The 23,913-nt window shown below is 72.2% G+C and carries 18 protein-coding genes; 8 read left to right on the top strand and 10 right to left on the bottom strand.

Annotation, left to right across the window (positions count from 1 at the left end; translation table 11 throughout):
• The first annotated feature begins 150 nt into the window (after positions 1 to 150).
• On the top strand, positions 151 to 1,461 hold the full coding sequence (locus ElP_RS02865) for a hemolysin family protein (protein WP_231749437.1): 1,311 nt from the start codon (positions 151 to 153) through the stop codon (positions 1,459 to 1,461).
• Positions 1,462 to 1,572: 111 nt separating this feature from the next.
• Here the strand turns inward: ElP_RS02865 and ElP_RS02860 are convergent, their stop codons facing one another.
• Both ElP_RS02860 and rsmG read right to left on the bottom strand, forming a co-directional pair.
• A complete protein-coding gene (locus tag ElP_RS02860; protein ID WP_145267059.1) occupies positions 1,573 to 4,191 on the bottom strand; it encodes a YfhO family protein in 2,619 nt (872 codons plus the stop codon).
• A 21-nt stretch (positions 4,192 to 4,212) separates the two neighbouring features.
• Complete coding sequence (gene rsmG / locus ElP_RS02855) at positions 4,213 to 5,703, bottom strand: 16S rRNA (guanine(527)-N(7))-methyltransferase RsmG (protein WP_145267057.1); 1,491 nt, start codon at positions 5,701 to 5,703, stop codon at positions 4,213 to 4,215.
• Between the two features lie 127 nt (positions 5,704 to 5,830).
• On the opposite strand from rsmG, the gene ElP_RS37565 reads away from it, so the two are divergent.
• Entirely contained in the window at positions 5,831 to 5,986 is a 156-nt protein-coding gene (locus ElP_RS37565; RefSeq protein ID WP_197446675.1) for a hypothetical protein, read from the top strand.
• A 39-nt stretch (positions 5,987 to 6,025) separates the two neighbouring features.
• Here ElP_RS37565 and ElP_RS02850 read toward each other — a convergent pair whose 3' ends face one another.
• The 5 genes from ElP_RS02850 to ElP_RS02830 all read right to left on the bottom strand — a co-directional run bounded on the left by ElP_RS02850 (position 6,026) and on the right by ElP_RS02830 (position 11,330).
• Positions 6,026 to 7,114 carry an AI-2E family transporter gene (locus ElP_RS02850; protein WP_197446674.1) on the bottom strand — a complete coding sequence of 363 codons (1,089 nt, stop codon included), beginning with the start codon at positions 7,112 to 7,114 and terminating at the stop codon, positions 6,026 to 6,028.
• 54 nt (positions 7,115 to 7,168) lie between these two features.
• Positions 7,169 to 7,981 carry an ABC transporter permease gene (locus ElP_RS02845; protein WP_145267053.1) on the bottom strand — a complete coding sequence of 271 codons (813 nt, stop codon included), beginning with the start codon at positions 7,979 to 7,981 and terminating at the stop codon, positions 7,169 to 7,171.
• Between the two features lie 129 nt (positions 7,982 to 8,110).
• Entirely contained in the window at positions 8,111 to 9,190 is a 1,080-nt protein-coding gene (locus ElP_RS02840) for a site-specific tyrosine recombinase (protein WP_197446673.1), read from the bottom strand.
• A gap of 147 nt (positions 9,191 to 9,337) precedes the next feature.
• Positions 9,338 to 10,324 (bottom strand): sigma-70 family RNA polymerase sigma factor, encoded by a 987-nt coding sequence (locus ElP_RS02835; RefSeq protein WP_145267051.1) that lies wholly within the window; start codon positions 10,322 to 10,324, stop codon positions 9,338 to 9,340.
• Positions 10,325 to 10,349: 25 nt separating this feature from the next.
• Positions 10,350 to 11,330 (bottom strand): B12-binding domain-containing protein, encoded by a 981-nt coding sequence (locus ElP_RS02830; protein WP_197446672.1) that lies wholly within the window; start codon positions 11,328 to 11,330, stop codon positions 10,350 to 10,352.
• A gap of 360 nt (positions 11,331 to 11,690) precedes the next feature.
• On the opposite strand from ElP_RS02830, the gene pyrE reads away from it, so the two are divergent.
• The gene (pyrE, locus tag ElP_RS02825; RefSeq protein WP_145267047.1) at positions 11,691 to 12,266 is read left to right on the top strand and encodes an orotate phosphoribosyltransferase; all 576 of its coding nucleotides are present in this window, start codon (positions 11,691 to 11,693) and stop codon (positions 12,264 to 12,266) included.
• 8 nt (positions 12,267 to 12,274) lie between these two features.
• Positions 12,275 to 12,934, top strand: a complete 660-nt coding sequence (locus ElP_RS02820; RefSeq protein WP_145267045.1) for a hypothetical protein — start codon at positions 12,275 to 12,277, stop codon at positions 12,932 to 12,934.
• Here the strand turns inward: ElP_RS02820 and ElP_RS02815 are convergent.
• Both ElP_RS02815 and ElP_RS02810 read right to left on the bottom strand, forming a co-directional pair.
• Positions 12,927 to 15,905, bottom strand: a complete 2,979-nt coding sequence (locus ElP_RS02815) for a hypothetical protein (RefSeq protein ID WP_145267043.1) — start codon at positions 15,903 to 15,905, stop codon at positions 12,927 to 12,929. The genes ElP_RS02820 and ElP_RS02815 overlap by 8 nt on opposite strands.
• A gap of 183 nt (positions 15,906 to 16,088) precedes the next feature.
• A complete protein-coding gene (locus ElP_RS02810) occupies positions 16,089 to 17,588 on the bottom strand; it encodes a matrixin family metalloprotease (RefSeq protein WP_197446671.1) in 1,500 nt (499 codons plus the stop codon).
• Between the two features lie 357 nt (positions 17,589 to 17,945).
• On the opposite strand from ElP_RS02810, the gene ElP_RS02805 reads away from it, so the two are divergent.
• A complete protein-coding gene (locus ElP_RS02805) occupies positions 17,946 to 18,908 on the top strand; it encodes a MerR family transcriptional regulator (RefSeq protein ID WP_145267039.1) in 963 nt (320 codons plus the stop codon).
• Positions 18,909 to 19,204: 296 nt separating this feature from the next.
• Here the strand turns inward: ElP_RS02805 and ElP_RS39280 are convergent, their stop codons facing one another.
• The gene (locus ElP_RS39280; RefSeq protein WP_231749435.1) at positions 19,205 to 20,128 is read right to left on the bottom strand and encodes a hypothetical protein; all 924 of its coding nucleotides are present in this window, start codon (positions 20,126 to 20,128) and stop codon (positions 19,205 to 19,207) included.
• Between the two features lie 563 nt (positions 20,129 to 20,691).
• Here ElP_RS39280 and ElP_RS02795 point away from each other — a divergent pair.
• From ElP_RS02795 to ElP_RS02785, 3 genes are all read left to right on the top strand, one after another.
• Positions 20,692 to 22,266: a hypothetical protein gene (locus tag ElP_RS02795; protein ID WP_145267037.1), complete on the top strand. Its 1,575-nt coding sequence runs from the start codon at positions 20,692 to 20,694 to the stop codon at positions 22,264 to 22,266.
• Between the two features lie 334 nt (positions 22,267 to 22,600).
• Positions 22,601 to 23,071 (top strand): hypothetical protein, encoded by a 471-nt coding sequence (locus ElP_RS02790; RefSeq protein WP_145267035.1) that lies wholly within the window; start codon positions 22,601 to 22,603, stop codon positions 23,069 to 23,071.
• On the top strand, positions 23,058 to 23,846 hold the full coding sequence (locus tag ElP_RS02785) for a CpsD/CapB family tyrosine-protein kinase (protein WP_145267033.1): 789 nt from the start codon (positions 23,058 to 23,060) through the stop codon (positions 23,844 to 23,846). Before ElP_RS02790 ends, ElP_RS02785 begins: the two co-directional genes overlap by 14 nt.
• Positions 23,847 to 23,913: the final 67 nt, after the last annotated feature.

The raw sequence follows: 23,913 nt of genomic DNA, 5'->3' as shown, positions 1-23,913 counted from the left end.
GAGCGCGCCCCGGCATGACGCCCGGGCGACTTCCGGGCGTCCCCCTTCCCCCCCTCCCCGAAAACGGGGTGGGGGTCATGACGGCCCCGGACTCGGTACCCGCCCAGACCCCTCCTCCCCGGACCGGGCGGGCTTGAAGGAGTGTCGATCGTGCCCTGGTTCGAACTGGCGGGGTTGCTCGCCCTGATCCTGGCCAACGGCGCGTTCTCCACGGCGGAGCTCGCGATCGTCTCGGCCCGCAAGGGGAGGCTGGAGCAACTGGCCAAGGCCGGCGACCACCGCGCCTCCGCCGCCCTGGAGCTGGCCGACGACCCCAATCGGTTCCTCTCGACCGTGCAGATCGGCATCACCCTGATCGGCACCCTCGCCGGCGCCTTCGGGGGTGCCACCCTGGCCGAGCCGCTGGCCGAGGCGATCCGACCGCTGCCGATCGTGGACGACTCCGCCGGGCCGATCGCCCTGGCCGTCGTCGTCGTTGGGATCACCTACGCGACCTTGATCCTCGGCGAGCTCGTGCCCAAGCGGATCGCCCTGGCCGCGCCGGAACGGATCGCCCGCCTGACGGCACCGACGCTCCGGCTCCTCTCCCGGCTCTCGGTCCCCCTCGTCCGGATAATGGGGGGTTCGACCGACCTGGTCCTCCGCGCCCTCGGCGTCCGACCCGGGTCCGAGCCCCCGGTGACCGACGAGGACGTCAAGCAGATGATCCTCGAAGGGATTGAGCACGGCATCTTCGAGCCCGTCGAGCATGACATGATCCGGGGCGTCCTCCGCCTGGGCGACCGCCGCGCCGGGGCCCTGATGACCCCCCGGAGCGAGGTCATCTGGCTCGACGTCAACGACCCTCCCGAGGAGATCCGGCGCAGGGTTTCGGCCAGCCCGCATTCGAGCTTCCCCGTCTGCGACGGCTCGATCGACGCCGTCCTGGGGATCGTCCGCGTTAAGGATCTCCTGCACCTCGGCCTGACTCACCACCCCGTCGAGCTGAAGGGGCGCCTGACGATGCCCCTCTTCCTGTATGAAGGGACGCGGGGGCTCAAGGTCCTGGAAGCCTTGCAGAAGACCGGCCAGCACTTCGCCGTGGTGCTCGACGAATACGGCTCGGTCGAGGGCGTGCTCACGTTGACCGACCTGTTCGAGTCGATCGTCGGCGACCTGACCGCACCCGGTGAGCCGCCCGGGCCCCGGGCCGTCGAGCGGCCCGACGGCTCCTGGCTGGTCGACGGCATGCTCTCGACCGACGCCTTCCGGGACCGCATCGCCCACCGAGACCTCCCCCCCGGCGACTACCACACCATCGCCGGCTTCGTCATCACCCGGCTCGGCCGAATCCCCGCCGTCGGCGAGCGGCTCGAATGGCTCGGCTACCGCTTCGAGGTGGTGGACGTGTCGGCCCACCGCATCCACAAGCTCCGCGTGACCCGCCTCCCCGGCCCCGATCCCCCCCCTTCGCTCGGCTGATCCCTCGCCGCCCCCGTCGCCAAGGCTGGCCCCGACCCCGGCTCCCGCCCCCGATCCCTCGGGGCGATTTGGTCTCCCCCTTGCCCGAATCCCGCACCGCGTGCCCGGGCCTCAGGGGATCGCTCGCCGTGCCCGTCGATCCCGACGACGATCCCTCCCCCGACGACTCGAACCCGGCAGCCGAGCGATCCCTCCCACCATCCCGATCATCAACGCCGCCGAGGTCGCGGAGAGCCACGCCCCGGTGGCCAGGCCCGGGGCGCGGTACGTCATGACGACCCGATGCGACCCGGGGACCGGCAGCGGCACGACCCGGAACGCATGATCGCCCCGCAGCAGCCGAGCCGGCCGACCGTCGAGGGTCGCCGACCAGCCCGGCATCCAGGCATCCGTCACGACCAGGAAGCCGAGTGCCCCGTTCGCGACCCGGACGATCACCCGATCCGGCTCGGACCCGTCGTACTCCGCCTCGGTGAACGGTTGGCGGGGGCCTCCGATCCCGAATCCCGGGTCGTCCGACATCAGCACGACCATCCTCGGATCGAAATCGGGCAGCGACTCGACCATCTCGGCCTCCGGGACGACCTCCACCCCCGGCACGACATAGGCCCTGGGCATCGCCTCGGGATTGCCGATCACCTCGAATGGGGTCCGGCCCCGGACCCCCGACCCGATCACCGGGCCGACCCGCAGCCGGAGCGGCCGATCCGAGACGATCCGGGAGACTCCCAGCCGGTCGAGCGCCGAACGGGCGAGCCGCCGACCGAGTCCCCGGCCGAGCCGGGGACCCGGCTCGTCGAAGATCGGATAGAGGGCCCGATAGATCTCCGCCGCGTGGCGGAGTTGGAACAGGTCGCCGAGGTTCGCCTTCTCCATGCCGTCCCGCCACGCGTGCAGGTCCGAATAGAAGGCGTCCCTCGCCCGGAGCCGGGAGCCTTCGGGCGGCCGCACGCGCCCGATCGCCTCGGAGACCGCGTCGGCCCCGAGGAATCGATCCGGCGGGCAGACGGGCAGCGCCATCGCGGCCGAGGCCGCGAGTTCCGCGACCGCGACCAGGCCGATTACCTTCGCCGACCGATCGCCCCGTGATGGGACCACGCACATCCAGAAAAGCCCCCCCCCGGTCCCGACCACCGAGACGAGGAGCAGTCCGTCCCCCGAGAGATGGGCACACGCCAGCGACCAGCGAGCGGCCGGGCGGAGCGGCCTCCGATCTCCCCCCGCTCCCCGGCCCCGGTCCGCGGCGACGCCCGCCCCGACGACCAGCACCAGCAGCCCGACTGACGCGACGTATCGCCTCGCGGTCCGACGGGGATCCCCTCGGGAGAGGGCGTCGATCCCCATCCCCGCCAGGACCGCCGCCGCCGTCGCCGCCAGGAACAGCGTCCGCGCGGGCACCCGGGCGCCCTCCATCCCCGGCAACGCCCCGAGGGCCGCGGCGAGGCCGAGCCCCTCGCCCGAGGAATGCAGGAGGCTCAACGCCAGCATCGCGGACCAGAACCGCACCCCACCACGATCCGGGCTCTTTGACACCCCGAGGACCAGGAGGACCAGCGGCGCCCAGCCGATCGAGCACAGCGTCTCCCAGTACGTCCCCCGGCCGATGTAATCCGAGGGCCCGCCCAACGCCCTCGGCGAGGCCAACTGCATCAGGTTCGACGGCCAGAGGTGGTACGGCCCCCCTCCCCCTCCCCCCTCCCCGCCGAGCGGGCCCGCCACCCAAGGCCTCGATGCCAGGACGGGAACCCATCCCACGCCGGCCAGGCCGATCGAAAGCACGATCGCGAATACCAGTTTCGTCGCATTCGCCAGGTGGTCCGGGCGGTGTCGGCTCGAATCGTTAGGGGGACGATCGCGCGACACTCCGTCCCCCGGGGAAGCGTCGTCGACGGCGGCCAGGGGATCTCCGACCGCCGTCGACGACACATCCCTCCCCTCCCCCGCCCCCATCGCGGGCGGTTCGGACGCCGCCTCGACCGGCATCTGGCCCTTCCCCCTCGGATTGGGGGCAGTCCGTACCCGAACCAGCACGCCACGACCCGCCTCGACGGCCGCCCAGACCGCCAGAGCGATGAGCAGGTACACCCCCTCCTGGGGGTGCCCCGCCAGCAGGGACGACGCCACGCTCCCCGGCAGGACCACCCAGCCCGCCCGTCTCCCCCGCCGGAGTAGCACCGCCCCCAGGAAGGCCCAGGGATACCAACTCGACCCCCAGACGTGCGGCAGGTGCCCTTCATGGACCTGGGCGATGACATACGGATTGAGCATCAGGACCGCCCCCGAGGTCGTCGCCGCCGTCCTGCCGAGTCCGATCGCCCTCCCCAGCGAGAACGCGCCGATCCCGGCCCAGAGCAGGTGACCGACGGTCAGCCATCCGGGGGCCTGCGGGGCACCCCATTCCCATCCCAACCACGCCGGCGGATACCAGAGCCCCGCCTGGGGGTTCCCCGCGTTCGGGCGGCCGGCGAATCCTCGAGGGTCCCAGCGCGGGATCCGTCCCCGATCCCGCCACTGCTCGCCCTGCCAGAGGTGTCTCGGCAGGAACAAGCCCGTCAGGTCGTTGCCGATCGGCCGAGCTCCCGGCCGTCCACCCTCGTCGACCCAGGACCGCTCCCCGTCGACGATCAGCCATCCCGGCCTCGCCACCAGTCCGGCGAAGCCGAGCGACACGGCGATGACGAGCACCGCCAACGGGGCCATCGCCCCCGTCACGCCCTCGCGTCCCGGCATGGGGGATTCATCCTCGAACGCTCATCCCAACGAACCCGACGGCCGCCCTGCCCCGCTCCTCCAGGAGAAGAGCGCCACTGCGCAGGCGGTCGCCGCGTTGAGCGACTCGACCCCCGCCGCGATGGGCACCCGACGCCGACCCGGGTGACCCCGCAAGTGCCCCGGCAGCCCCGGCCCCTCGACCCCCGGCACCAGGCCGAAGCGGTCGGGCCAGGGGTCGAGGTCGATCGCCGGGCCGTCCACGTCGAGCGGGACCATCGGCACCGATCCGAGTGACAACTCGTCGATCGAAGGCCCGGAGAGTATCGGGACCTGGAAGACCGCCGGTCCGGCCGCCCGGACCGCCTTCGGGTGGAACGGATGGGCGGCCTCCCGGAGCAGCACGACGCGGGAGACGCCGAACGCCGCCGCCGACCGCAAGACCGCGCCGACGTTCTCCGGGTCCTGGAACGGCACGAACAGCGTGCAGCCGTCGGGCCAGGGATCGGCCTCGGACCAGGTCGGCATCTCGGGCACCCGGGCGAGCAGGAGCGGGCCTTTCGTGCCGGAGACGTCAAGCTCCCGGAAGAGCGAGGCGTCCAGCCGGAGCCAGGTCACTCCCGGGTCGAGCCCTTCTGGAGGAGGGTCGCCCCCGGGGCCCGTGAGCCACGACTCGACCCGGTCGGCGAATCGATCGACGACCTCCGAGAGGATCCGCCGCCCCGAGATCAGCGCCCGGCCGTGCTTGCGGATCCCCCGGCCATTGAGCACCTCCCTGGCCAGGCGGAACGAGGGATTGGAGGCGCTGGTCACCTCCTTCGCCGGACCGGAGAAGGCACGCTCCAGGGGCGGAGTGGCCTCCGGCATCGAGGCCGAGACGACCGGCGCATCCAGCCGCTCGAAGACGACGAACCGTCGACGATGCTCGGTGCCCGGGATGCGGTCAGCGAAGTCCCCGGAGAGCCGGTACGCCTCGCCGAGGGCCTGCCGGGCCTCGGCGACCTCCGGGTCGCAGTCCGGGCCCTTCAGGAAGATCATCCGGCCGCCGGGGCGGAGGCAGTAGGCCACCCGCCCCAGCGTCTCGGGGATCGTCGCCACGGCCCGGGAGATCACCCCCTCCACCGGTCGGGTGAAATGCGGCCCGACCTTGCCCTCGTGGACCTCGGCGCCGTCCAGCCCCAGCCTCTCGCAGGCCGCCCGCAGGAACGCCGCCCGTGCCCCCCTCGGCTCGGCCAGGATCATGTGGACGCCCGGCCTGGCGATCTTTAAGGGGATCCCCGGCAACCCGGCCCCGGAGCCCATGTCCACCAGCGGCGAAGGCAGCTCGACGTGCTTGAGCACCAGCAGGCTGTCGACGTAGTGCTTCAGCACCATGTTCTCGAAATTGCGGATCCGGGTCAGGTTCAGCTCCGCGTCGGCCTCGCGGAGCAGGCGGTGATACGACCAGAGCAGGTCGTACTGCCCCTCCGACAATCGGAGTCCGCACCGCTCGAGGATCCCCTTCAACGCCGCCCGATTCGGTGTGCTCGACACGCCCTCCCCTCCTTCGCCGATATCCTACCAGCATCGGCCCCTCGCGGTCATCTCGGGCCTTACGCACCGATCCTCTCGCGACCGGCTCGACGCCCGGGAGCGGGCTTCGGATAGGGACGGCGAATCGATGAGCGGGCCCTGGTCCGATCCGGGCACGATCGCCGCCGACTTCGGTGCCATCGTCGACGGCGGTGGCGGCGGTGACGGCACGATCGCCGGGATGCTCGAGGCGATGGCCGGCGACTTCCCGCCGATGGGGAGGGGCGCCGGTCCTCCCTCGTGACGAGCGTCTCCGTCGTGGTCCTGGGATTCGTGGTGCCTGTCAGCCGGGGGGGGGCGGCGGATCGCCCGGCCCGCCCGCCCCGGCCCCCGGCTCGGCGGCGGCCGAGTGACCGAGCAGGATCGCCAGCCATCGCGTCTCGTCCGATCCTTCGAGCATGATCTTGAACGCCATCGTCAACGGGACGGACAGGAACATCCCCACCGGGCCGAGCACCCACCCCCAGAAGACGAGCGAGACCCAGACGACCAGCGTCGACAGCCCCAGGCCTCGGCCCATCGCCGGGGGCTCCACCAGGTACCCGATCACGAAGTTCACGGCCAAGAACAGAACGGCGACCCCGATCGCGATGCCCAGCCCGTCCTGCACCAGCGCGACCATGATCGGCGGGATCGCCGCGATGAGCGAGCCGATGGTCGGGACGTAATTCAGCAGGAACGCGAGCACGCCCCAGAGGGCGGCGTAGTCGACCCCCATCGCCGCCAGGCCGATCGCCACCGGCACCCCCGTGGCGATGCTGATCCAGGTCTTGATGACCATGTATCGCCGCTGATCGGCCAGGATCTTCAGGATCCGGGCCATCGTCTGGCTGTCCGGGCCCACGATCGCCCGGAGCTTCGCCGGGAAGCCGGTCGACTCCAGCAGGATGAACGCCACGGTGATCAGGATCAGCAGCCCGTTGCTGAAGATGTTGCTCAGCCCCGAGAGCAGGCCCCCGAGCATCCGGACGCCGTAGGCCGGGTCGAAGACCACCGCCTCGCTCCGTTCCGAGGGGACCGGGACCCCGAGCCCTCGCAGCCACTCGAAGAACGCGTCCCGCGTCGAGTTGAGCTGGCGTTGGATCTCCGGCAGCCTCCAGAGCAGCTCGTTGAGGGAGACCCCGACGTACGCCAGCCCGAGCAGGCAGATGACCGTCACGCCCAGCGTGACCAGCCCCACCGCCATCCAACGCGGCAGGCCCCATCGGGCCAGGTCGTTGATCGAGGGCGAGACGATCACAGCCAGGAACAACGCCAGCAGGAAGGGCACGATCAGGTCGGCCGACGCCCTCAACCCGGCGATGATCAGCACCGTCGCCGCCAGGTTGAACAGCAGCCCGGTCGCCCTCGGCCATGGCACTCGGTCCGACACGCGTCGCCCCTCCCCCGGTCTGGCCCCACCGTCGATCGCCCGGCCCGGCACGTCTCAGCTGCTGGCGCTGCGGTAGGCCCGCAGCGCCCGGCGGAAGAACCGTCGGCTGACCCAGAGGCTCACCCCCGTCGCCGCCACCGTGAAGGCGACCATCCGCCAATCGAGCACCTTCACCATCGCCTGCGCCGGCACGTTCACCACGAGCAGGAACGGCACCACGAAGGTGAAGAACTGGCCGATCGGCTCGGCCCAGGCCACCCTCATGTAGATCTCCCTCGGGTAGCGCGTCAGGCTGCTGAAGAGCCACCAGAGTTCCATCATGCTCTGGTTCCTGACCAGCCAGACCCCGGTGGCCGTCAGCAGCACCATGAAGGCGTAGGCCAGCAACGCCCCGCAGGCGAAGAGGAGGAAGAACGCGCCCAGCCGGCCGGCGTCGAAGCTCCAGCCCATGTTGACGAGCGAGAATATCATCACCCCCACTCCCATCAACACGTTCGGCGCCGTCGACCAATCGACCCGGCGGCACGTCACCAGGAATTGCTCGTCGACCGGCTTGAGGAGCAGGAAGTCGAGGTCCCCCTTGCGGACCAGCTCGGAGAACTCATTGCAGTTCTCCAGGAAGAGCGTCTCCAGCAGCCCATTCATGGCGAAGTAGCAGCCGACGAAGAACAGGTACTGCGGCTCCGACCACTCCGCCACCATGCTCGTCTTCGAGAACACCACCCGGTAGAACGCCAGCAGGATGCCCAGCCAGAGCACCTCCACCGAGACCTTCACCAGGAAGTTCCCCCGGAACGACAACTCCCGTACCAGCGTGTATCTCGCCAGCTGGCCGTACATCCGGAGGTAGCGCAGCGCACCGGTCATGGAGGGGGCCGTCCTGTTCGGGCTCGATCCGAGGGGCTTCAGGGGGCTCCCGGGGCGGAGGAGTACGATCCCAGGGCCCGGCCGATCGCTCGGGACGCTCGGCCCCGGACCACGAGCCATGCAGGCCCATCATCCGTCACAATCGTCCTCCGGCATCCCGGGCCCCGGGAGCGGATAGTCTACCAGATCGCCCGGAGAGGGACGGCTCCCCCCCGACGCCCCCCCCCTCCCCTCGGCCTTCGCCCCTCCCCCTCCCCTGGGGTGGCACCGGGCATGGACGTCGAGCAGGTGGCCGATCTCGACCCGGGTGTAGATCTGGGTCGTGCCGATCGAGGCGTGCCCGAGGATCTCCTGGACCACCCGCAGATCCGCCCCCCCGGCCAGCAGGTGGGTGGCGAAGCTGTGGCGGAGCGTGTGGGGGCTCACCCGGCTGGGCAGGCCGGCGGACCGGGCGTGCGTCTTCACGATCCGCCAGAGCCCGGTCCGGGAGAGCGGCCGCCCCGACCGGGCGACGAAGACCACCTCGGTCTCCGGGCACCGCGAGACGAGCCGGGGGCGGTCCCTGCGGAGGTACGCCCCGACCACCTCCCTCGCCCGGGCCCCGATCGGCACCACCCGTTCCCGGTCACCCTTGCCGATGCAACGCACCGTCCCCGACTCGAAGTCGATGTCCCCCGGCCTCAGCGACGTGACCTCCGAGGCCCGGCACCCCGTCGCGTAGAGGGTCTCCAGCGCCGCCCGGTCCCGACGGCCGAGCGTCGATTCGGCGCTCGGCGTCGCCAGCAGGGTCTCGACCGCCGACGGGCCGAGGACCGTCGGCAAGCGGTCCCAGAGCTTCGGGGCGATCAGCAGCTTGGCGACGTTCTCCGCCAGCCGGCCCTCCTCGATCAGGAACCGGAAATACGTCGAGAGGCTGGCCAGGTGCCGGCAGATGCTCGACGGCGCCAGGTCGTGCAGGCCGAGGTAGTCGACGTAGCCGGTCAGCGTGCCGATCCCGACCCGTTCGATTGGCCCCGGGGCGTGCTTCTGTCGCCAGCGGGAAAATCGGGTGATGTCGGCTCGGTAGGCCGCAAGGGTGTTCGGCGACACGCCGCATTCGGCCATCAGGAAGTGCAGGAACGGCCCGATCAGGTCGCCGTCCCGCGAGGGCCGCACCTTCGGGGGAGGCTTCTGCTCCCGTCGATCATCCTGTCCATTTGCCATCGCCATCGCCGACGCCCGTCCCCGGATCTCGACCCGCCCGGGTCGCCGTCGAGGCGATCTCGGGAGGGCCCTCCCGGGATCATCGGCCATCGAGAGGCCGGGCTTGATCGAGGATGGCCGGGAATGCGCCAGGGGGGAGGATGGGGGCGAGACTCAGGTGATCGGCAGGGCCTCCGTCAGGTTGTGCTCGGCGGCGACGGCGCGGAGCTTCTCCAGGGCGCGATCCTGAATCTGGCGGACCCGTTCCTTGGAGACCTGCAGCACCTTGCCCACCTGGCTGAGCGAGAGCCGCTGCGCCCCTCCCAGGCCGTATCGCAGGGCGAGCACCTGCTGCTCACGGGGCCGAAGCGCGTCGAGCAGCAGCGTGATCGTCTCGCCGGTGTCGACGTCGTCGGTCCGGTCGGCGTCCGGGTCGCTCATCGTCTGGAGCAGGGTGAAGCTGCGATCGGTATCGATCGTCGCGTCGAGCGAGACGGGAGGCCGGGTGGCGGCATGGATCCGGCGGATCATCTCGTTCGAGGGGCCGTGGCCGCCGGGGGAGCGGGCCGGGGGGGCCTCGGAGTCGTCCGAGTCCCGGCCCCCCAGCTCCTCCTGGTTTTGGGCGAGCTGGCGGAGATGCCGGGGGCTGAGCTTCACCGGGTAGGCGCCCGACGCGACGGCCCGCTGCATCGCCTGGCGGATCCACCACGTGGCGTAAGTCGCCAGCTTGGTCTCATGCGTGAGGTTGAAGCGGTCGATCGCCTCGATCAGGCCACAAAACCCCTCCTGCATTAGGTCGCCGTAGGAGACCCCCCGGTCGCGGAACCGCTTGGCGACGTGGGCCACCAGCCGGAGGTTGGCGAGCGCCAGCCTCGTGCGGAGGTCCTTGTACTGCTGGAAGACGGCGCCAAGCCGAGTCTCCAGGCGAGCGTCCCCCGAGCAGGTCGCGGAGATGTAGGCCGCCATGGCCTGCGGATCGGACGGGTCGCCCTGGGGGGGCGCGGCGCCGGGGACGGAGGCCATGGCCCGGGCCAGTTTCGCCTTGCACTCGCCCAGCTCCCGGAGCAGGGCCCGCTCCTCGGCCGGTGCCAGGACACGGGTGGCGGCGTCGTCGAGGCCCGCGAATCCGTCCGTCTCGCCGATCTGTCGTGCAGGTCGCATGGCCGTTCCCCTCGTGGAGGGCTCCTCAAGGCTCGATCGTCCCGGGGCGTTCCATCGATGAAGTATCAGGCGATCCGGCGTCCGTCGGGCTGATCCGGCGGGCGAACTCGCGCAGGTGGGCCATCCGGTCGCCGAAGCTCGCGGCGACCAGCGAGGCCCGGAGAGCCGGGGTCAATGCAGACCCGCCCAGGACCACCGCGGCCCCCGTCCTGGAAGCCGAGGCATAGAATGACTTGTATTCCTGGATGAAAAGGGACTCGTCGCCCAGGTGGCACACCGACAGCCAGACGAGCTTCGGCTGCTGCACCCGGATCGCCCTCGCGAGCGAGGCCATCGGCAGGTTCGGGCCGAGGTTGACGGCGTCCCACCCGAGCTCCCGGAGGGTCAGCTCCGCGAGCAGCCCCGGCAGCGTGTAGAGATCCCCCTGGGGCGACGCCCCGATCGCCACGGGGGACCCGACCGGGGGCGGCGTCCGGGAGCGCAACAATTCCATCAACGCCCCCTCGACGATTCGGGAGGCGCGGTGTTCCTGGTAAATGTCCAGCGATCGACGTTCCCAGTCGTGGCCGATCGACTCCATCGAGGGGCGGATCAGATCGTCGGCCAGCGCGGCAGCATCGTGACTCGAGGCGTATGCCCTTAGAATCAAATTCCGTGCCGCGGCCGATCGCCCCCGCTTCAACGCAGTGGCCAGGTCCTCCCAGGTCACCGGACCCGCCCCCTCCCCGGGGGTCGCCGTCGCCGACGCCGAGTCGGCAAGGAACCGCTCCAGGCGGTCCGTCGGCAGGCCCCGCTCGGCCGCGAATCGCAAGGCCCCCGACAACGGCACCAGGCGGTGTCCTCCCACCGTCCTCGTCGCCGGGAGTTCCCCCAGGTCAACCCAGCGTTTGATCGTGCTGACACTTACGTTCAGCAGTCCCGCCAACTGTCGGGTCTTGAGGAGCGTGTCGACCACTTGCACCAACCGAGTTGCACGGTTTCGAATGAACGTTTTGAACGATTTCATCCTAAACCGATCCCGAAGCGGCGGCAAGGGCCAAAAGAATTTTTCCCGACACATACGGGAAATTCGCGAAAAACGCACCCCCTCGGGCCACAACCCGCGATTCGAGCCGTGAACGATTTGAACGATTATCTGATCGAATCGACCCGGCCAATCGGGCTGGGCGAGACCGTGCCACGATGGTCAATTCCGCAGCCGCCCTCCCCTGCCTCGATCCGGCCGGGACGACCGCTCGATCCCGGGAGAATGGGACAACCCGGCCGGATCGGACGGCTGGTCGCGGGGCCTCGATCGGGCTATGCTTGGGCCCGGGCTGGGTGAGGGCCGCCGGGTCGGCTCGTCCTGGGATCGGAGGTCGATGGGATGGATGTCGGCTGGGATCGGGATCGGCTGATCGGGCTGCTGCGGCGGGATGCCCTGAAGGTGGGGACCTTCACGCTGGCCAGCGGGCGGAGTTCGCATTATTACGTGGACGGTCGCCGGGTCACGCTCTCGGCCGAGGGGGCGGCACTCGTCGGCTCCGGGATGCTGGAGCTGCTCGACGAGGTGCCGGAGGTGGCGGCGGTCGGCGGCCTGACGATGGGGGCCGACCCCATCGTGGGGGCCGCCCTGGCGGTCGCCGGGTCGGGGAGGCGTCCCGACCTGCGCGGGTTCCTCGTCCGGAAGGAAGCCAAGGGGCATGGGACGGGGAACCTGGTCGAGGGCCCGCTGGAGCCGGGCTCGACCGTGGCGATCCTCGACGACGTCGCGACCACCGGGGGCTCGTCGCTCAAGGCCGTCGAGGCGGCCCGGGCGATGGGATGTCGGGTCGCCCGGGTCATCGTCATGCTCGACCGCCTCGAGGGGGCTGCCGACGCCTTCGCCGACGCCGGCCTGGAGTTCCGGGCGCTGCTGACGATCCGGGATTTGGGCGTGGAGCCGCTCCCCCCCTCGAGCTGAGCCGGGCGATGGAATCCAGCCTCCACCGGGAGTTGAAGCGTCGATTCGCCGGGGGGGACGGCTCCTGGGTCGAGGTGCGACTGGGCCGGGACCGGGTCGACGCGATCGCCCCGGACGGCCGGCTCGTCGAGGTGCAGTGCGGCCCGACGTCGGCCCTCCGGCCGAAGCTCGGGCGGCTGCTGCCGGGGAATCAGGTCCTCGTCGCCCAGCCGGTGATCTCCGCCCGCCGGATCCTCCGGCTCGAAACCCCGGGGGGCCCGGCCCGGTCCTCCCGGACCAGCCCGAGGCGGGGAGGGCCGTTCGACGCGTTCGAGCACCTCGTCGGGCTCGCCGGCCTGATCTCACATCCGAGCCTGGAGGTCGTCGTGCTCGCCGTCGAGGTCGACGAGGAGCGGATCCCGGCCCGGGGACGCCGGGGATATGTGGTCGCCGACCGTCGGCTGCGACGGGTCGTCTCGGAGACCTCGATCCGGGTGCCGGCCGACCTCCGGGCCCTGCTGCCCGACGACCTGCCCGACCCGTTCACGACCCGGGACCTGGCCGAGCGGTCCGGGCGCCCCGAGTGGCTGGCACGGCGGGCGGCCTATTGCCTCCGGGTCGCCGGCTCGGCGGTCCAGGTCGGCTGCCTCGACCGCCGGCGGGCGTACCGGGTCCCGGCCCTCAGCTGAGGCGACCGGCGCACGATCCCGGGTGTCGTCGGATCAGGCCGTCGAGGAGGGCGCCGTCCCTCGCCGCCGCGATCGACGAATCGGGGCCCCCGACGCCCGGCGGCCGCCCCGTCCGTCGACCGGCCCGGATCCGGCGCCTCGACCATCGCCTGGCGGTCCAGGTGACGACCACTCCCAGGCTGAGGGCCTGGACCACCGAGATCGGCAACGGTTCCCGGTCCCCGGGAGGATCGGGCTCCCGAGCCCCCTCGTCGACCCCGCCCGATGGCCCGGGGACGACTCCCAGGTCGAGCATCGCCAGGTCGTCCCCGATCGGGCCCCCGGCCGGGGGCAGCAGGGCGAGCACGGCATCGAGCAGGTCGACCGCCGACTCACCGCCGGGGGCCCGGGACTCTTGAGGCCCGAGCACGACCGCACCGCCCTCGCCGGGTTCGGCCCCGGCCCAGGCCGTCGGGCCGGAAGCCGGCCCGCCCCACCCGCCGTGGTCGACCCCGGGGAGGCCGACAGACTGCCCGGGGCCGATCGCGAAGGAGCGGAACAACTCAGGCCCCCCCCCAATCGAGGCGGTCGCCGCCAGGCCCTCGGCGCCGTCGGGGCTCACCGCGGCCACCCTCAACGACTGCAATGTCGGCCGGCCGAGCAACTCGACGTCGAGCGACAGCGTGGGCCCGCCGGGGATCGAGGCCCCTGCTTCTCCCATCGCGATCGCCTCCGACCCCGTATCTACCCCCGGGCCGATCGGCCCGGCCGCGCTCCCCGGCGCGTCCGGGAAGGTCGCCGGGGGGCCCGGATTCGTGGTCGAGCCGCCGACCTCGATCGGATTCGAGGGACGAGGGCCCGCCGAAGGGGAGACCAGCCTCATCCCGAGCGCCGGCCCCTGGCCGACCCCGTTCAGCGGCACCGAATCCCTCGGGGGATCCAGCGCCCGGATCCGGAGGGAGACCCCGGCGGGCCCCGACCCCAGGTTGACGAGGCGGACGGAATAGACCCCCGGGCGGAGCTGGACCTGGGTCCCGTTCACGCCCGTCGGCAGGGGATCCAGGAGGATCGGCCCGTCGGGGCCGACCAGCTCGATCGAAACCCCGCCGGACGGGTCGAGCAGCCGCAGCTCGTATTGCGTCTCGTAGGTGACGACGAACCGGACCGCCTCCGACGCCCCCGGGGCGAGTCGCAGTTCGACCGCCTCTCCCGCAGGGGCACGGCCGGGCAGGAGGGCGCCGAGGTCGTTCGGGTCTCGAGCGGTCGGCACCGTGGTGACCTCGAATCGGCCGAGCACGCGGCCGGGCATCCCGTCGGCCACCGGCGAGAGTCCGGCCAGGTCGACGAGGCCGCCCGAGGCCGGCAGCCGGACCTCGTAGCGGCCCCTGGGGAGCCGGTCCCGGAACAGCATCGAGAGCGCGCCGGTCTGGGCGTCGTAGGAGACCGCCGTGGCGGGCCAGACTCGCCCCGCCTGGTCGACGACCTCGACAGGCGGGCCCGAGGACTCCGATCCGGTCGCCCCGCCCGGCCCCCAGGCCCGGACCGGGCCGTCGAAGCGGATCGTGAAACCCGTCGGCACCGGGTCGGCCGGGTCGAGCCGGTCGAGATCCAGGCCGACGACCCGGGTCGGGGAATCGGCGGGGTCGGCCACCAGGGAGAGCGAGAACGAGCCTCCGGGCTGGGACCTCAGGTTCACCCCGACGGCCCCGGTCACCGGGTCATAGCCGCCGTTCCCCGGTTCGTCATCGACCGAGGAGACGCCGACGAAATACGTCCCCGGCTCCAGGCCCGCGAAGAGGAAGGGGTCGTCCGGCGAGCCGTCCAGGGTCATGGCGCCGGAGTCGATCAGCCGGCCTTCGGCGTCGAACAGCGAGATCCGGGTCGGCATCGGGCTCCCGGCGTGGTCCCCCGAGACCTCCAGGCCGAGCCTCCAGAAGTGGCCCGGCGCCAGCTCGATCCGGTAGAGCCGGACCGAGGACGGGGCGCCGGACGGGCCGAGCGTCCCGGAGACGTCCCGGACCTCGGGCCCGATCGTCCCGATGGCGACGGCACGGTCGAGCGTCACCCCGGTCGGGGCCGGCTCGGGGCGTCCCGGTGAGGGAGTCCCGGGGGTCGGCCGGGGCACCGGCTTGGCCGGGGCGGACGGGGGGCGATCGGGGACCTCGACGACCGGGGCCGGCGGCTTCGACGGGGCCGCGACCCGGAATTCCGAGAGGACCGTGTCGACCGGGACCGAGTCGATCGTCCGGCCCCCGACGCCGGTGAACCGGCTCCCCCGAATCAGGGTCAGGCGATAGCGGCCCTCGGCCAGGGGCTGGCCGGTCAGCAGGACCAGGCGTGTCCCCCCCGCCTCCAGGCGCCAGCCGGGCGGGCGTTGGAGGCCGAAGATCCGCTCGGGCTTCCCGGAGGTGGGGATCCGCTCCAGCAGGAAATCGCCCGGGTTGAGCCCCTCCCGGGTGATGGCCTCGGCCATCGTCACCGAGATCTCCCCGACCGTCCCGGCCTCCAGCACGTCCCCGTCGGCCGGACGGACGGCGGCGACCGGCAAGGTCGGCGGCTCGGGGGGCCTGGGGATCGGTTGCGACGGGGGCGTCGGCCCCTGACCGGGGTCGGTCGGCGAGGGGCCGTCTCCGGGCTGCGGGTCGACCGGGGGGGGGAACGGGGTCGGCGGGTCGACTCCGCCCCCGTCCGGAGAATCCGGGTCGATCGGGTCGGGCGGCCCGGGGAAGTCGATCGGATCCGAGGGTTCGGGCGGCGAGTCGTCCGGCGGCGTCGGCAGGGTGGGGAAGTCGTCCGGCGGCGTCGGCAGCGAGAGCGAGTCGTCCGGCGGCGTCGGCAGCGTGTCCCCGAAGAGCATCCTCAACGGGGAGAAGTCAGGGGGAATCGGGAACGTGAGCGGATCGCCCGATCGGGCGATCCGGCATTCCAGCGGCTCGACCCGGGGCCGAATCGCCCGGAGCAGGGTTCGTCGCTCGGGGATCCTGGTCTTCATGAACAATGCCCTTCTCGCCCGAATCCGCACGACTCGATCCGGGAGCACGTCGAAGCGTTCGGCTGCCGGTCGCATGGGTCGCCTTCGGAAGCCTAGGTCCACGCCGTCCTGGTGTCGCCGAGAAACCACGCGTCCGACCGGGAGCCCGACACCCGGGCTGCCCTCTCGGGGGCGGGCCCGAGATCAGGTCGGGAGTTCGACCGTCATGACCTCGTCGATCCAACTGGCCAATCGGGCGTTCTTCGACGGGGGCGTGTCCCCCTCCACCTCCTCCAACGCGGCGTCGATGGCCTGCACGAACCACGGGGAGGGGGCCGCGAACGCGGTCGTCGGCTCGAAGACGCGCCCGAGCCCGGGGCGGTCGGGCGATCGGAACGCGACGGTCCCGTACGAGGGGTCGCTGTTGTCCGGTGTTTCCCAGGTCGAGAACCGGGTACCCTTCGACAATCCGATCGGTGAGGGAGCCGGCGTGGCGTCCTTCCGCCACGATCCGCCCCCCTTCGCGGGATCCGGGGCGGCCAGAGCGATGGAGCCCCCGCCCTGGTCGGGCTTCTCGGGCACGGTCGTGCCCGGCGGCGAGACGATCGCCGGCGGGACCGGCCCGCCGCTGAAGTCCACCCGGAGGGCGTAGGCGCCGATGCCGTTGACGCCGCTATTCTGGGCGTTCCAGCCCCGGGCGTTGATGTACACCCCTGTGCCGGCCGGCACCCCCGTGAACTGCAGCGAGATGGTCGACCCGTAGGTGGTGCTCGGGTTCGGCGAGACGGTCCAGCCGGCCAGTTGCAGGGCCGAGTTGTAGACCTCGAACCGGGGGCTCAGCGAGCTGAGATCCTTGGCCTGCATCGTGATCACCATCGTCCCGCTGGCGTTGCTCGGCGCCTTGACGTAGAACCAGTCGTCGTCCTGGTTCGAGGTGACGTCCAGGCTCGGCAGCGTCACCCGGCCGGAGGCGTCGAGATAGCCGGAGACGTTGATGGCATTCCAGGGATCCTTGTTGTTGCGGTACTGGTCGAGCCAGTCCTGCTGCCGGGCCCCGTACAGGGAGCGCAGCCCGTTGATGTCGTCGCTGATGATCCCCTGCTTCAGGCCGTTATAGACGTCGTACATCGCCGCGGTGCTGATGCTCGAATGGCCCAGGCCCAGCGCGTGCCCGACCTCGTGGATGGCGACCGTCTGCAGGTCGAACGTCGAGCCGACGTTCCAGGCCGCCGAGCTGTTGAGCACCACGTCCCCGGCCCTGGTCCCGCCGTTGATCGGTGGCGGCGCGAAGGCGTAGCCCAGCACCCCCGGCTGCTGCGGCGTGGCGAAGACCCGGATGTCCCCGAACCTCGAGTCGTTCTGCTGGTTGCCCGGCACCCCGAGCGAGGCGCCCGAGTCGGGCACCTCGGCGAGGTTGATGTTGGCGGCCGACTGCCAGACCGCGAAGGCCCGCCGCAGCTCGGCCTTCCACTGCGCCTCCGTGATCCCCCGGCCGGCCATCGCCTGGGAGAGGGCGTTCGGCACGCCGCCGACGTTCGCGCCGTCGGGCGGGAAGCTGTAGGTGATCCGGCTCCCGTAGGCCCATTCTCCGCCGAGCGTCGAGTAGAGCAGCAGGCGCTGTTCCAGCCCCTCGAGCGTCGGCCTCAGGCCGTTGGCGTCCCGTCGACGGCCCTCGCGAGCCCCTTGAGTGCTGTCGCCGAACATCGCGTGATCCTCTCTCCGAGTCGAGTTGGTCCGGGGTTCCCCCCCGGACCGGGCGAAAGGTCCCATCGCCCGGGGCTGTGAGCCGCCCTCCCCCTCAGGGAGCCTAGGCCATGCCGCCGCCATGTTGCATCCCGGCAACATCGCCGGGCATTCCCCGGGGGTGGGAAGTTGACTTGCATTGGCCATCCGGAGGGGGGAAGATCATGGAAACGTCGATTTCCCGGACGTGACGTCGCCGTCCCGAGGCGCGCCGCGCCGCTCTGACACGGCTTCGTCCGGGGGCTGTCGGCCACTCGGCCGGTCGTCGAGCGGCCCCCGCCCCCGGCCACTTCACCGAAGCCGGGGAGGCGAGTGATCGTGGACGCCGGACTGTTCTCCGTTCCCCGCTACTCGATCGCCGCGGTCTCCAAGCTCACCGGGGTCAGCTGCCACACCCTGCGCGTCTGGGAGCGGCGATACGGTTTCCCCGACCCCTCCCGGACCCAAGCCGGCCATCGGCGCTATCAGGCCGAGCAGGTTCGCCTAATCCGCGAGATCGCCCGCCGTTCCCGGTCCGGGGAGGCGATCTGCAAGGTCATCGCCGACGCCCGGGACGGCCGGCTCGTCGCCGAGGTCGGCATGCCGGACGGCCCGGGGCGAGACGACCCGGTGGATCGCCTGATCTCGGCCCTGGGGCGGGCCGACTGCATCGCCGCCGAGGAGATTTACCGCCGGGCCTCATCCGGCCTCGGCTTGCCGGAGATCGTCGACCGGGTCATCTCCCCCTCCTTGACCGAGTCGGGGGAGCGGCTCTTCCGGGGCGAGTGCTCGATGGCCAAGGAACGCCTGGCCAGCATGTACCTGCTCCGCAAGCTGGCGGGCCTAGTCGACGAGGCCCAGGGATCCAATACGAGGCCGAGGGGCAGCATCCTGGCCCTGAGCGTCCAGGGGGATCGCCACGAGGGGGGGCCGCTGATGCTGAGCCTGGCCCTGGAACTCTCGGGCTGGCGGGCCATCTACCTCGGCGCCGACCTGGCGGTCCGGGAGATCCAGCAGGCGATCCACGACTGGGAGCCCGTCGCGGTGGGGATCTCGATGACGCTCTCCCGGAACGTCCGGAAGCGGTTCGGGGAGCTCTCGGGGCTCCGGGGGGCGCCGGTGTTCGTCGGGGGCCGGAGCGTGGTGAACTATCAGGGGCTCGCCAAGCGGAGCGGGCTGACGGTCATCCTCGGGCCGGCCATCCCCAACGTCGGGCCCTACCTCGGCCGACTCTCCCCCGTCCCGGACCCGCCGGAGGCCTCGACACCCGGGCGACCTCGTCGCATCAATGGAAGCCATTGACCATCACATTCCCCGACCGAACATGAGAGATGCCGATCGGCCCCCGACCGCGAATCCCAGGCATGCGATCCCGCCTCGAGACCGGTCGGGCACTCGTGATCGAGGCGACCGCTCCGAACCCGGGGCCACGCGGCGGGGCGGAATCCCACCGCGCTCTCGGTGACCGAAGGCCCGCCGCCGTCGGCCCGACTCCAACGAAAAATGGCCGAGGCCGCCCGATCAGTCGGGCGGCCTCGGCCTGCGGTTTCATCGGGACTGCCCCGGAGCCAGGGCGACGCAGCGTCACCCCGAGAGGATCACCACCCCTTGCCGGGGGCCTGCGGGGCGGGAGCCACCTGAGGGGCCGCCTTCACCGGGGCCTGCGGGGCCGGGGCGACCTTAACCGGGGCCTGCGGGGCCGGCATCACCTTCACCGGGGTCTGGGGCGCGGGAGCGACCTTAACCGGGGCCTGCGGGGCCGGCAGCACCTTGGCCGGGGCCTGGGGCGCCGGGGCGACCTTGGCCGGGGCCTGCGGGGCCGGCAGCACCTTCACCGGGGCCTGCGGGGCCGGCATCACCTTCACCGGGGCCTGCGGGGCCGGCAGCACCTTGGCCGGGGCCTGGGGCGCCGGGGCGACCTTGGCCGGGGCCTGCGGGGCCGGCAGCACCTTGGCCGGGGCCTGGGGCGCCGGGGCGACCTTGGCCGGGGCCTGGGGCGCCGGGGCGACCTTCACCGGGGCCTGCGGGGCCGGCAGCACCTTGGCCGGGGCCTGGGGCGCCGGGGCGACCTTGGCCGGGGCCTGCGGGGCCGGCAGCACCTTGGCCGGGGCCTGGGGCGCCGGGGCGACCTTGGCCGGGGCCTTCGGGGCCGGCATCACCTTCACCGGGGCCTGCGGGGCCGGCAGCACCTTGGCCGGGGCCTGGGGCGCCGGGGCGACCTTGGCCGGGGCCTTCGGGGCCGGCATCACCTTCACCGGGGCCTGCGGGGCCGGCAGCACCTTGGCCGGGGCCTGGGGCGCGGGAGCGACCTTGGCCGGGGCCTGCGGGGCCGGCAGCACCTTGGCCGGGGCCTGGGGCGCCGGGGCGACCTTGGCCGGGGCCTGCGGGGCCGGCATCACCTTGGCGGGGGCCTGGGCGGTCGGGGTGACTTGAGCACTGGCGTGCACCATTTCCTGGTGGTGGTCGCCGTGCCCGGTCCCCACGTTGCTCAGGGCAAGTGTCAGGACCAAAGCCTTGGTCATCGCGATATCCTCGAGGCAAGGAGATACGGGTCGATCGTTCCGACCGACGTCTCGATCGGGTACGGTGAGCAATTCCCCGACCCCCGGGCTCCGACCGTCGCAGTCGGGATCGACCTCGGCCTCGGCCTTGCGAGGCCTTCCACGGCCCTCCGGGCATCGCGCCCGCCTCGGCCATGGGGTCATCTCGGGGCCCTGGGCGTCTCCCACCCGGGATCCCGAAGTCGGGGGTACGGAACGGGCGACGGCCTGGCCCGTGTCCTTCGGCCGCGCCGTCCCGCTCTCGGGGTCGCATCCTGGGTATCGGCCCGCGATCCGCGGGGGATGAGCGTTTCCGTAGGTCGAGGTCGAATGGCAAGTCGACGGACTTTGGGGGGTTTACGGGGATTCACGGGCGAGTCCCCCCCGCGATCGGGAATAGCGTCGACCGGCCGGTCCCGGCCTGCCGAAATCCAGTTGGCTAAAGCTCGCCGCGGAGCGCTCGCCCTCTGCGCGTCCGGCAGGGATGGGGACGGGGGGCGTGGTCGGGCGACATCAATCATCTGACGGGAATGACGGGAGGCATCATGCGCATCGGCATCGGTTTGGGGGGGGTGGCGGGCTGGGCATTGATCGCCCTGGCGATGACGTCATCCGGCATCGCGGCGACGGCGCCGCAGGATCGGGTCACGCCCATCCCCCTGGGGGGGGCGCTCACGGATCAGCGGGGGGATCGTTTCTATGGCGTCTACATCCCGACCCGCTATGGCGGCTCGCTGACGATCACCGCCAGCGAAGGGAGCGTCGAGGGCCTGATGGGCCCCGACGGCCGCCCTCGGACCAACGGCGGGGAGCTCGGGCAGGACCAGCACGGCTGGTACACCTTCGCCGTGAAGGGTGCCGAGGGGCCGTATCGCGTCTCCTCGAAGTTCGTCCAGGTCGGTGAGGCCGCCCGACGCCCCTGGAATTTCTACTACTGGCCGACCAAGGGGGACTCGATCCACGAGCCCTGGGCCGGCGGCAATGGCCGGGTCGACACCACGTACGTCAACGGCGACGACCGGCTGGTCGCCACGCCGGGCTCTTACATTGCCCCGGGCCAGGACATCGTGCTGCCCGGCGCCAACGGTCTGCTGGAGACGATGCCGGCGGAAGGGGACACCGCCACCTGGTTCCCCAACCTCTACGACGACCTGACCTGGCGGGGGCCCGAGGGCACGCTCTACCAGACCCCCTCCCCCCTGCTGAAGTACGACCAGCTCTTCGGCTCCGGGGCGAGGGGATGGGAATCGGCCAACGCCCAGAACCAGGACATTAACCGCTGGCCGGGCCACTGCCTCGGCGGCGCGGTGGCCTCGATCCTGCTGAACGAGCCGATCCCGGCCCCGGGCTCGGGGATGACCCGGGACGAGCTGAAGGCCCTGTGGTCGGAGCTGGGGGAGAACCACCTCAATCACCGGATCGGCGACTTCGCCACCGACATCCCCGGCGGCCCCCCCCGTCCCGGCGTCGACGTGACCGACCGCTTCGCCCCGCAGGTCCACCGGATGTTCGAGCAGCACATCCGCGGCCGTCGCCAGGCCTTGCTCAGCAACATGAGGGCCTTCCCGCCCAACGGCAAGGAGAACGAGGTCTGGAACCAGGGCGTCGGCAAGGTGACGACCACCTACTACGCCATCCCCGGCAAGGGGGAGCGGTCGGTCCGCCTGCTGGTCGAGGCCGAGGCCAACACCGGGGCGAACCTCAACGAGGGGGACCCCAAGCCTCGGGTCGTGATCTACGAGTACACGCTCGTCTACGGGCTCGACGGCGAGATCGACCAGTCCAAGGCGTACCAGAGCGACTGGATCGCCGTCCGGGGGGACGGGATGTTCGCCCCGCTGAACGTCCTGGAGCTGGCCGAGAGCCGCTGGCAGGGGCATAACCCCTACGTCACCGAGGCCAACATCCGGGCCGTCGACCTGGCCAACGGCGGCGGCCAGGTCGGCCGATTCGCCGGGGCGCCCCCGCAGTTCCGGCCCGTCGGCTCGTACGAGGCCGGCAGGGGCCCGGCCTTCGCCGGGTTCGGCGAGGGCGGGATGGGGATCCCCGGGTTCCAGAACAACCTGCCCGGGGCGCCGGCCCCCCGCCGGGGGGTCCTCTCCCGCCTCTTCGCCCGCTGATCGGTCGGCCCCTGCCCCGCCCCGACTCCCCCGTCTCCCGTCTGGCCCCCGCCCCGCCGCCCTCTCGGCCGGGCGGGGGCCGTCTTCGTTCCCACCCGGCCCGGGGACACCATCGGGCATCGGCCAGCCGCCCTCGGTCGCCACGACCGGCACAATCGGCAGGGTTGATCTGCGGAGGGCGGCATCCTCGGCATGGTCGTTCAAGTTTAACCGGGAGCCGGGACGATCATCGGGGGCAGGAGACGGCCGGCCGGTCCCTTCCCGGGCCGACCCGCCCTCGCCCTCGACTCGGGCCAGGGACCGACCTCGACGACCCCCGACCGGGACCACTCCGATGCTCGGAACCACCCTCGTCCGCGAGGCGCCCGCGCCGACCCGGCCGGGACCCTCAAGGCCCGTCCCCCCCCCGGTGCTCATCGAGGTCCCGACCCTGCCGGGCTCCCGGCCGCATCGGGCCCGGCCCTCGTCCCGCCGCCAGGCCTCGGCCCCCGGGCCGAGGCGTCGCCTCCGGCGGGAGGTCCGGGTGGCCGCGGTCGCCCTGGTCGTGGGCGCGCTGGCCGCCTCGGCGGCGTTCGCGATCCGGGGGGGCCCGTCCGGGGAGGTCGATCGGCCGGTCGGCCCGCCGCCGGGCGTCCCGGATCCCTTCCCGATCGAGCTGGAGCAGCCGATCCCCGAGCCGGCCGGGTCGATCAGGCCGGGGACCGACCCCGGGCCGATGCCGGTGGCCTTCCCCGGCTACCTCCTCCCGGGGGACGGGGCGTTCGGCCTCGATGGCGAAGAGGAGCAAAGCCATGAGCGACCTTGATCGCGCCCTTGCCGAGGCCTACGAACGCGAGCCGGTCGGCCCGGCCGCCCCCCGACCGCTCCCGAGCAGCGTCCACGGCCCCTCGGACGATCGAGACCCGGCGACGCTCCCCCCCGCGCCTCACTTCCACGTCCCGGGGCATCGGGGACCGCTGCTGACCTGGCCGGCGACGGTCCGGGCCCTGGAGCGCGAGCATGGCCCCCGGTTCGAGTCGCTGGCCGACCGGCTGATCGGGGCCCGGGACCGGCAGGGCGTCAAGGTCCTGCTGTTCACCAGCTGCAATCGGGCCGAGGGCCGGACGACGCTGGTGCTGACCGTGGCCCGGGCCCTGGCCCGGCGGCCCGGCCGGACCCTGCTGGTCGACGGCGACCTGGGAGGGCCGATGATCGCCCGGCTGCTCGGGCTGAAGCCCCGGTCGGGGTTGGACGACGTGGTGCTCGACGGCCTGCCGCTGCCCGAGGCGGTGGTCGAGGCCCCCGACGACCACCTCAGCGTCCTCCCCCTGAGGGCGCCGGTCGCACGCCCCCGGGAGTTCCTGGGGGAACCCGGCTGGACGCTGCTGATGGCCCGATTGCGGCGGGAATACGACCTGGTGCTCATCGACGGCAGTCCCCTGTTCGCCGGGCTCTCGGCGGCGGTCCTGCACCGGGCGGTCGACGCCGCGGTGCTCGTCACCCACCGGGCCCTGACCGGCGACCGGGCCCGGCTCCGGGCCCGGGAGGTCCTCGACGCCGGCGGGATCCCGCTGCTCGGCCTGGCCGAGACCTTCGTCTGACGCCGGGCGACGCGGGGGGCCCGGGACGAGCGGCTTCCCTCCCCTCTGAGTCGCCCCCGCTCGGTTT

This window comes from Tautonia plasticadhaerens (assembly GCF_007752535.1).
In the GTDB taxonomy this organism is placed as follows: Bacteria; Planctomycetota; Planctomycetia; order Isosphaerales; family Isosphaeraceae; genus Tautonia; species Tautonia plasticadhaerens.
This window is presented reverse-complemented; position numbering and strand designations above follow the sequence as displayed.

Bases quoted from the DNA above. Each gene is read 5' to 3' on its own strand.
- ElP_RS02860 (WP_145267059.1), bottom strand. From the start codon at position 4,191: ATGCCGGGACGCGAGGGCGTGACGGGGGCGATGGCCCCGTTGGCGGTG.
- ElP_RS37565 (WP_197446675.1), top strand. From the start codon at position 5,831: ATGAGCGGGCCCTGGTCCGATCCGGGCACGATCGCCGCCGACTTCGGT.
- ElP_RS02845 (WP_145267053.1), bottom strand. From the start codon at position 7,981: ATGACCGGTGCGCTGCGCTACCTCCGGATGTACGGCCAGCTGGCGAGA.
- ElP_RS02840 (WP_197446673.1), bottom strand. From the start codon at position 9,190: ATGGCGATGGCAAATGGACAGGATGATCGACGGGAGCAGAAGCCTCCC.
- ElP_RS02835 (WP_145267051.1), bottom strand. From the start codon at position 10,324: ATGCGACCTGCACGACAGATCGGCGAGACGGACGGATTCGCGGGCCTC.
- ElP_RS02830 (WP_197446672.1), bottom strand. From the start codon at position 11,330: ATGAAATCGTTCAAAACGTTCATTCGAAACCGTGCAACTCGGTTGGTG.
- pyrE (WP_145267047.1), top strand. From the start codon at position 11,691: ATGGATGTCGGCTGGGATCGGGATCGGCTGATCGGGCTGCTGCGGCGG.
- ElP_RS02820 (WP_145267045.1), top strand. From the start codon at position 12,275: ATGGAATCCAGCCTCCACCGGGAGTTGAAGCGTCGATTCGCCGGGGGG.
- ElP_RS02815 (WP_145267043.1), bottom strand. From the start codon at position 15,905: ATGAAGACCAGGATCCCCGAGCGACGAACCCTGCTCCGGGCGATTCGG.
- ElP_RS02810 (WP_197446671.1), bottom strand. From the start codon at position 17,588: ATGTTCGGCGACAGCACTCAAGGGGCTCGCGAGGGCCGTCGACGGGAC.
- ElP_RS39280 (WP_231749435.1), bottom strand. From the start codon at position 20,128: ATGACCAAGGCTTTGGTCCTGACACTTGCCCTGAGCAACGTGGGGACC.
- ElP_RS02795 (WP_145267037.1), top strand. From the start codon at position 20,692: ATGCGCATCGGCATCGGTTTGGGGGGGGTGGCGGGCTGGGCATTGATC.
- ElP_RS02790 (WP_145267035.1), top strand. From the start codon at position 22,601: ATGCTCGGAACCACCCTCGTCCGCGAGGCGCCCGCGCCGACCCGGCCG.
- ElP_RS02785 (WP_145267033.1), top strand. From the start codon at position 23,058: ATGAGCGACCTTGATCGCGCCCTTGCCGAGGCCTACGAACGCGAGCCG.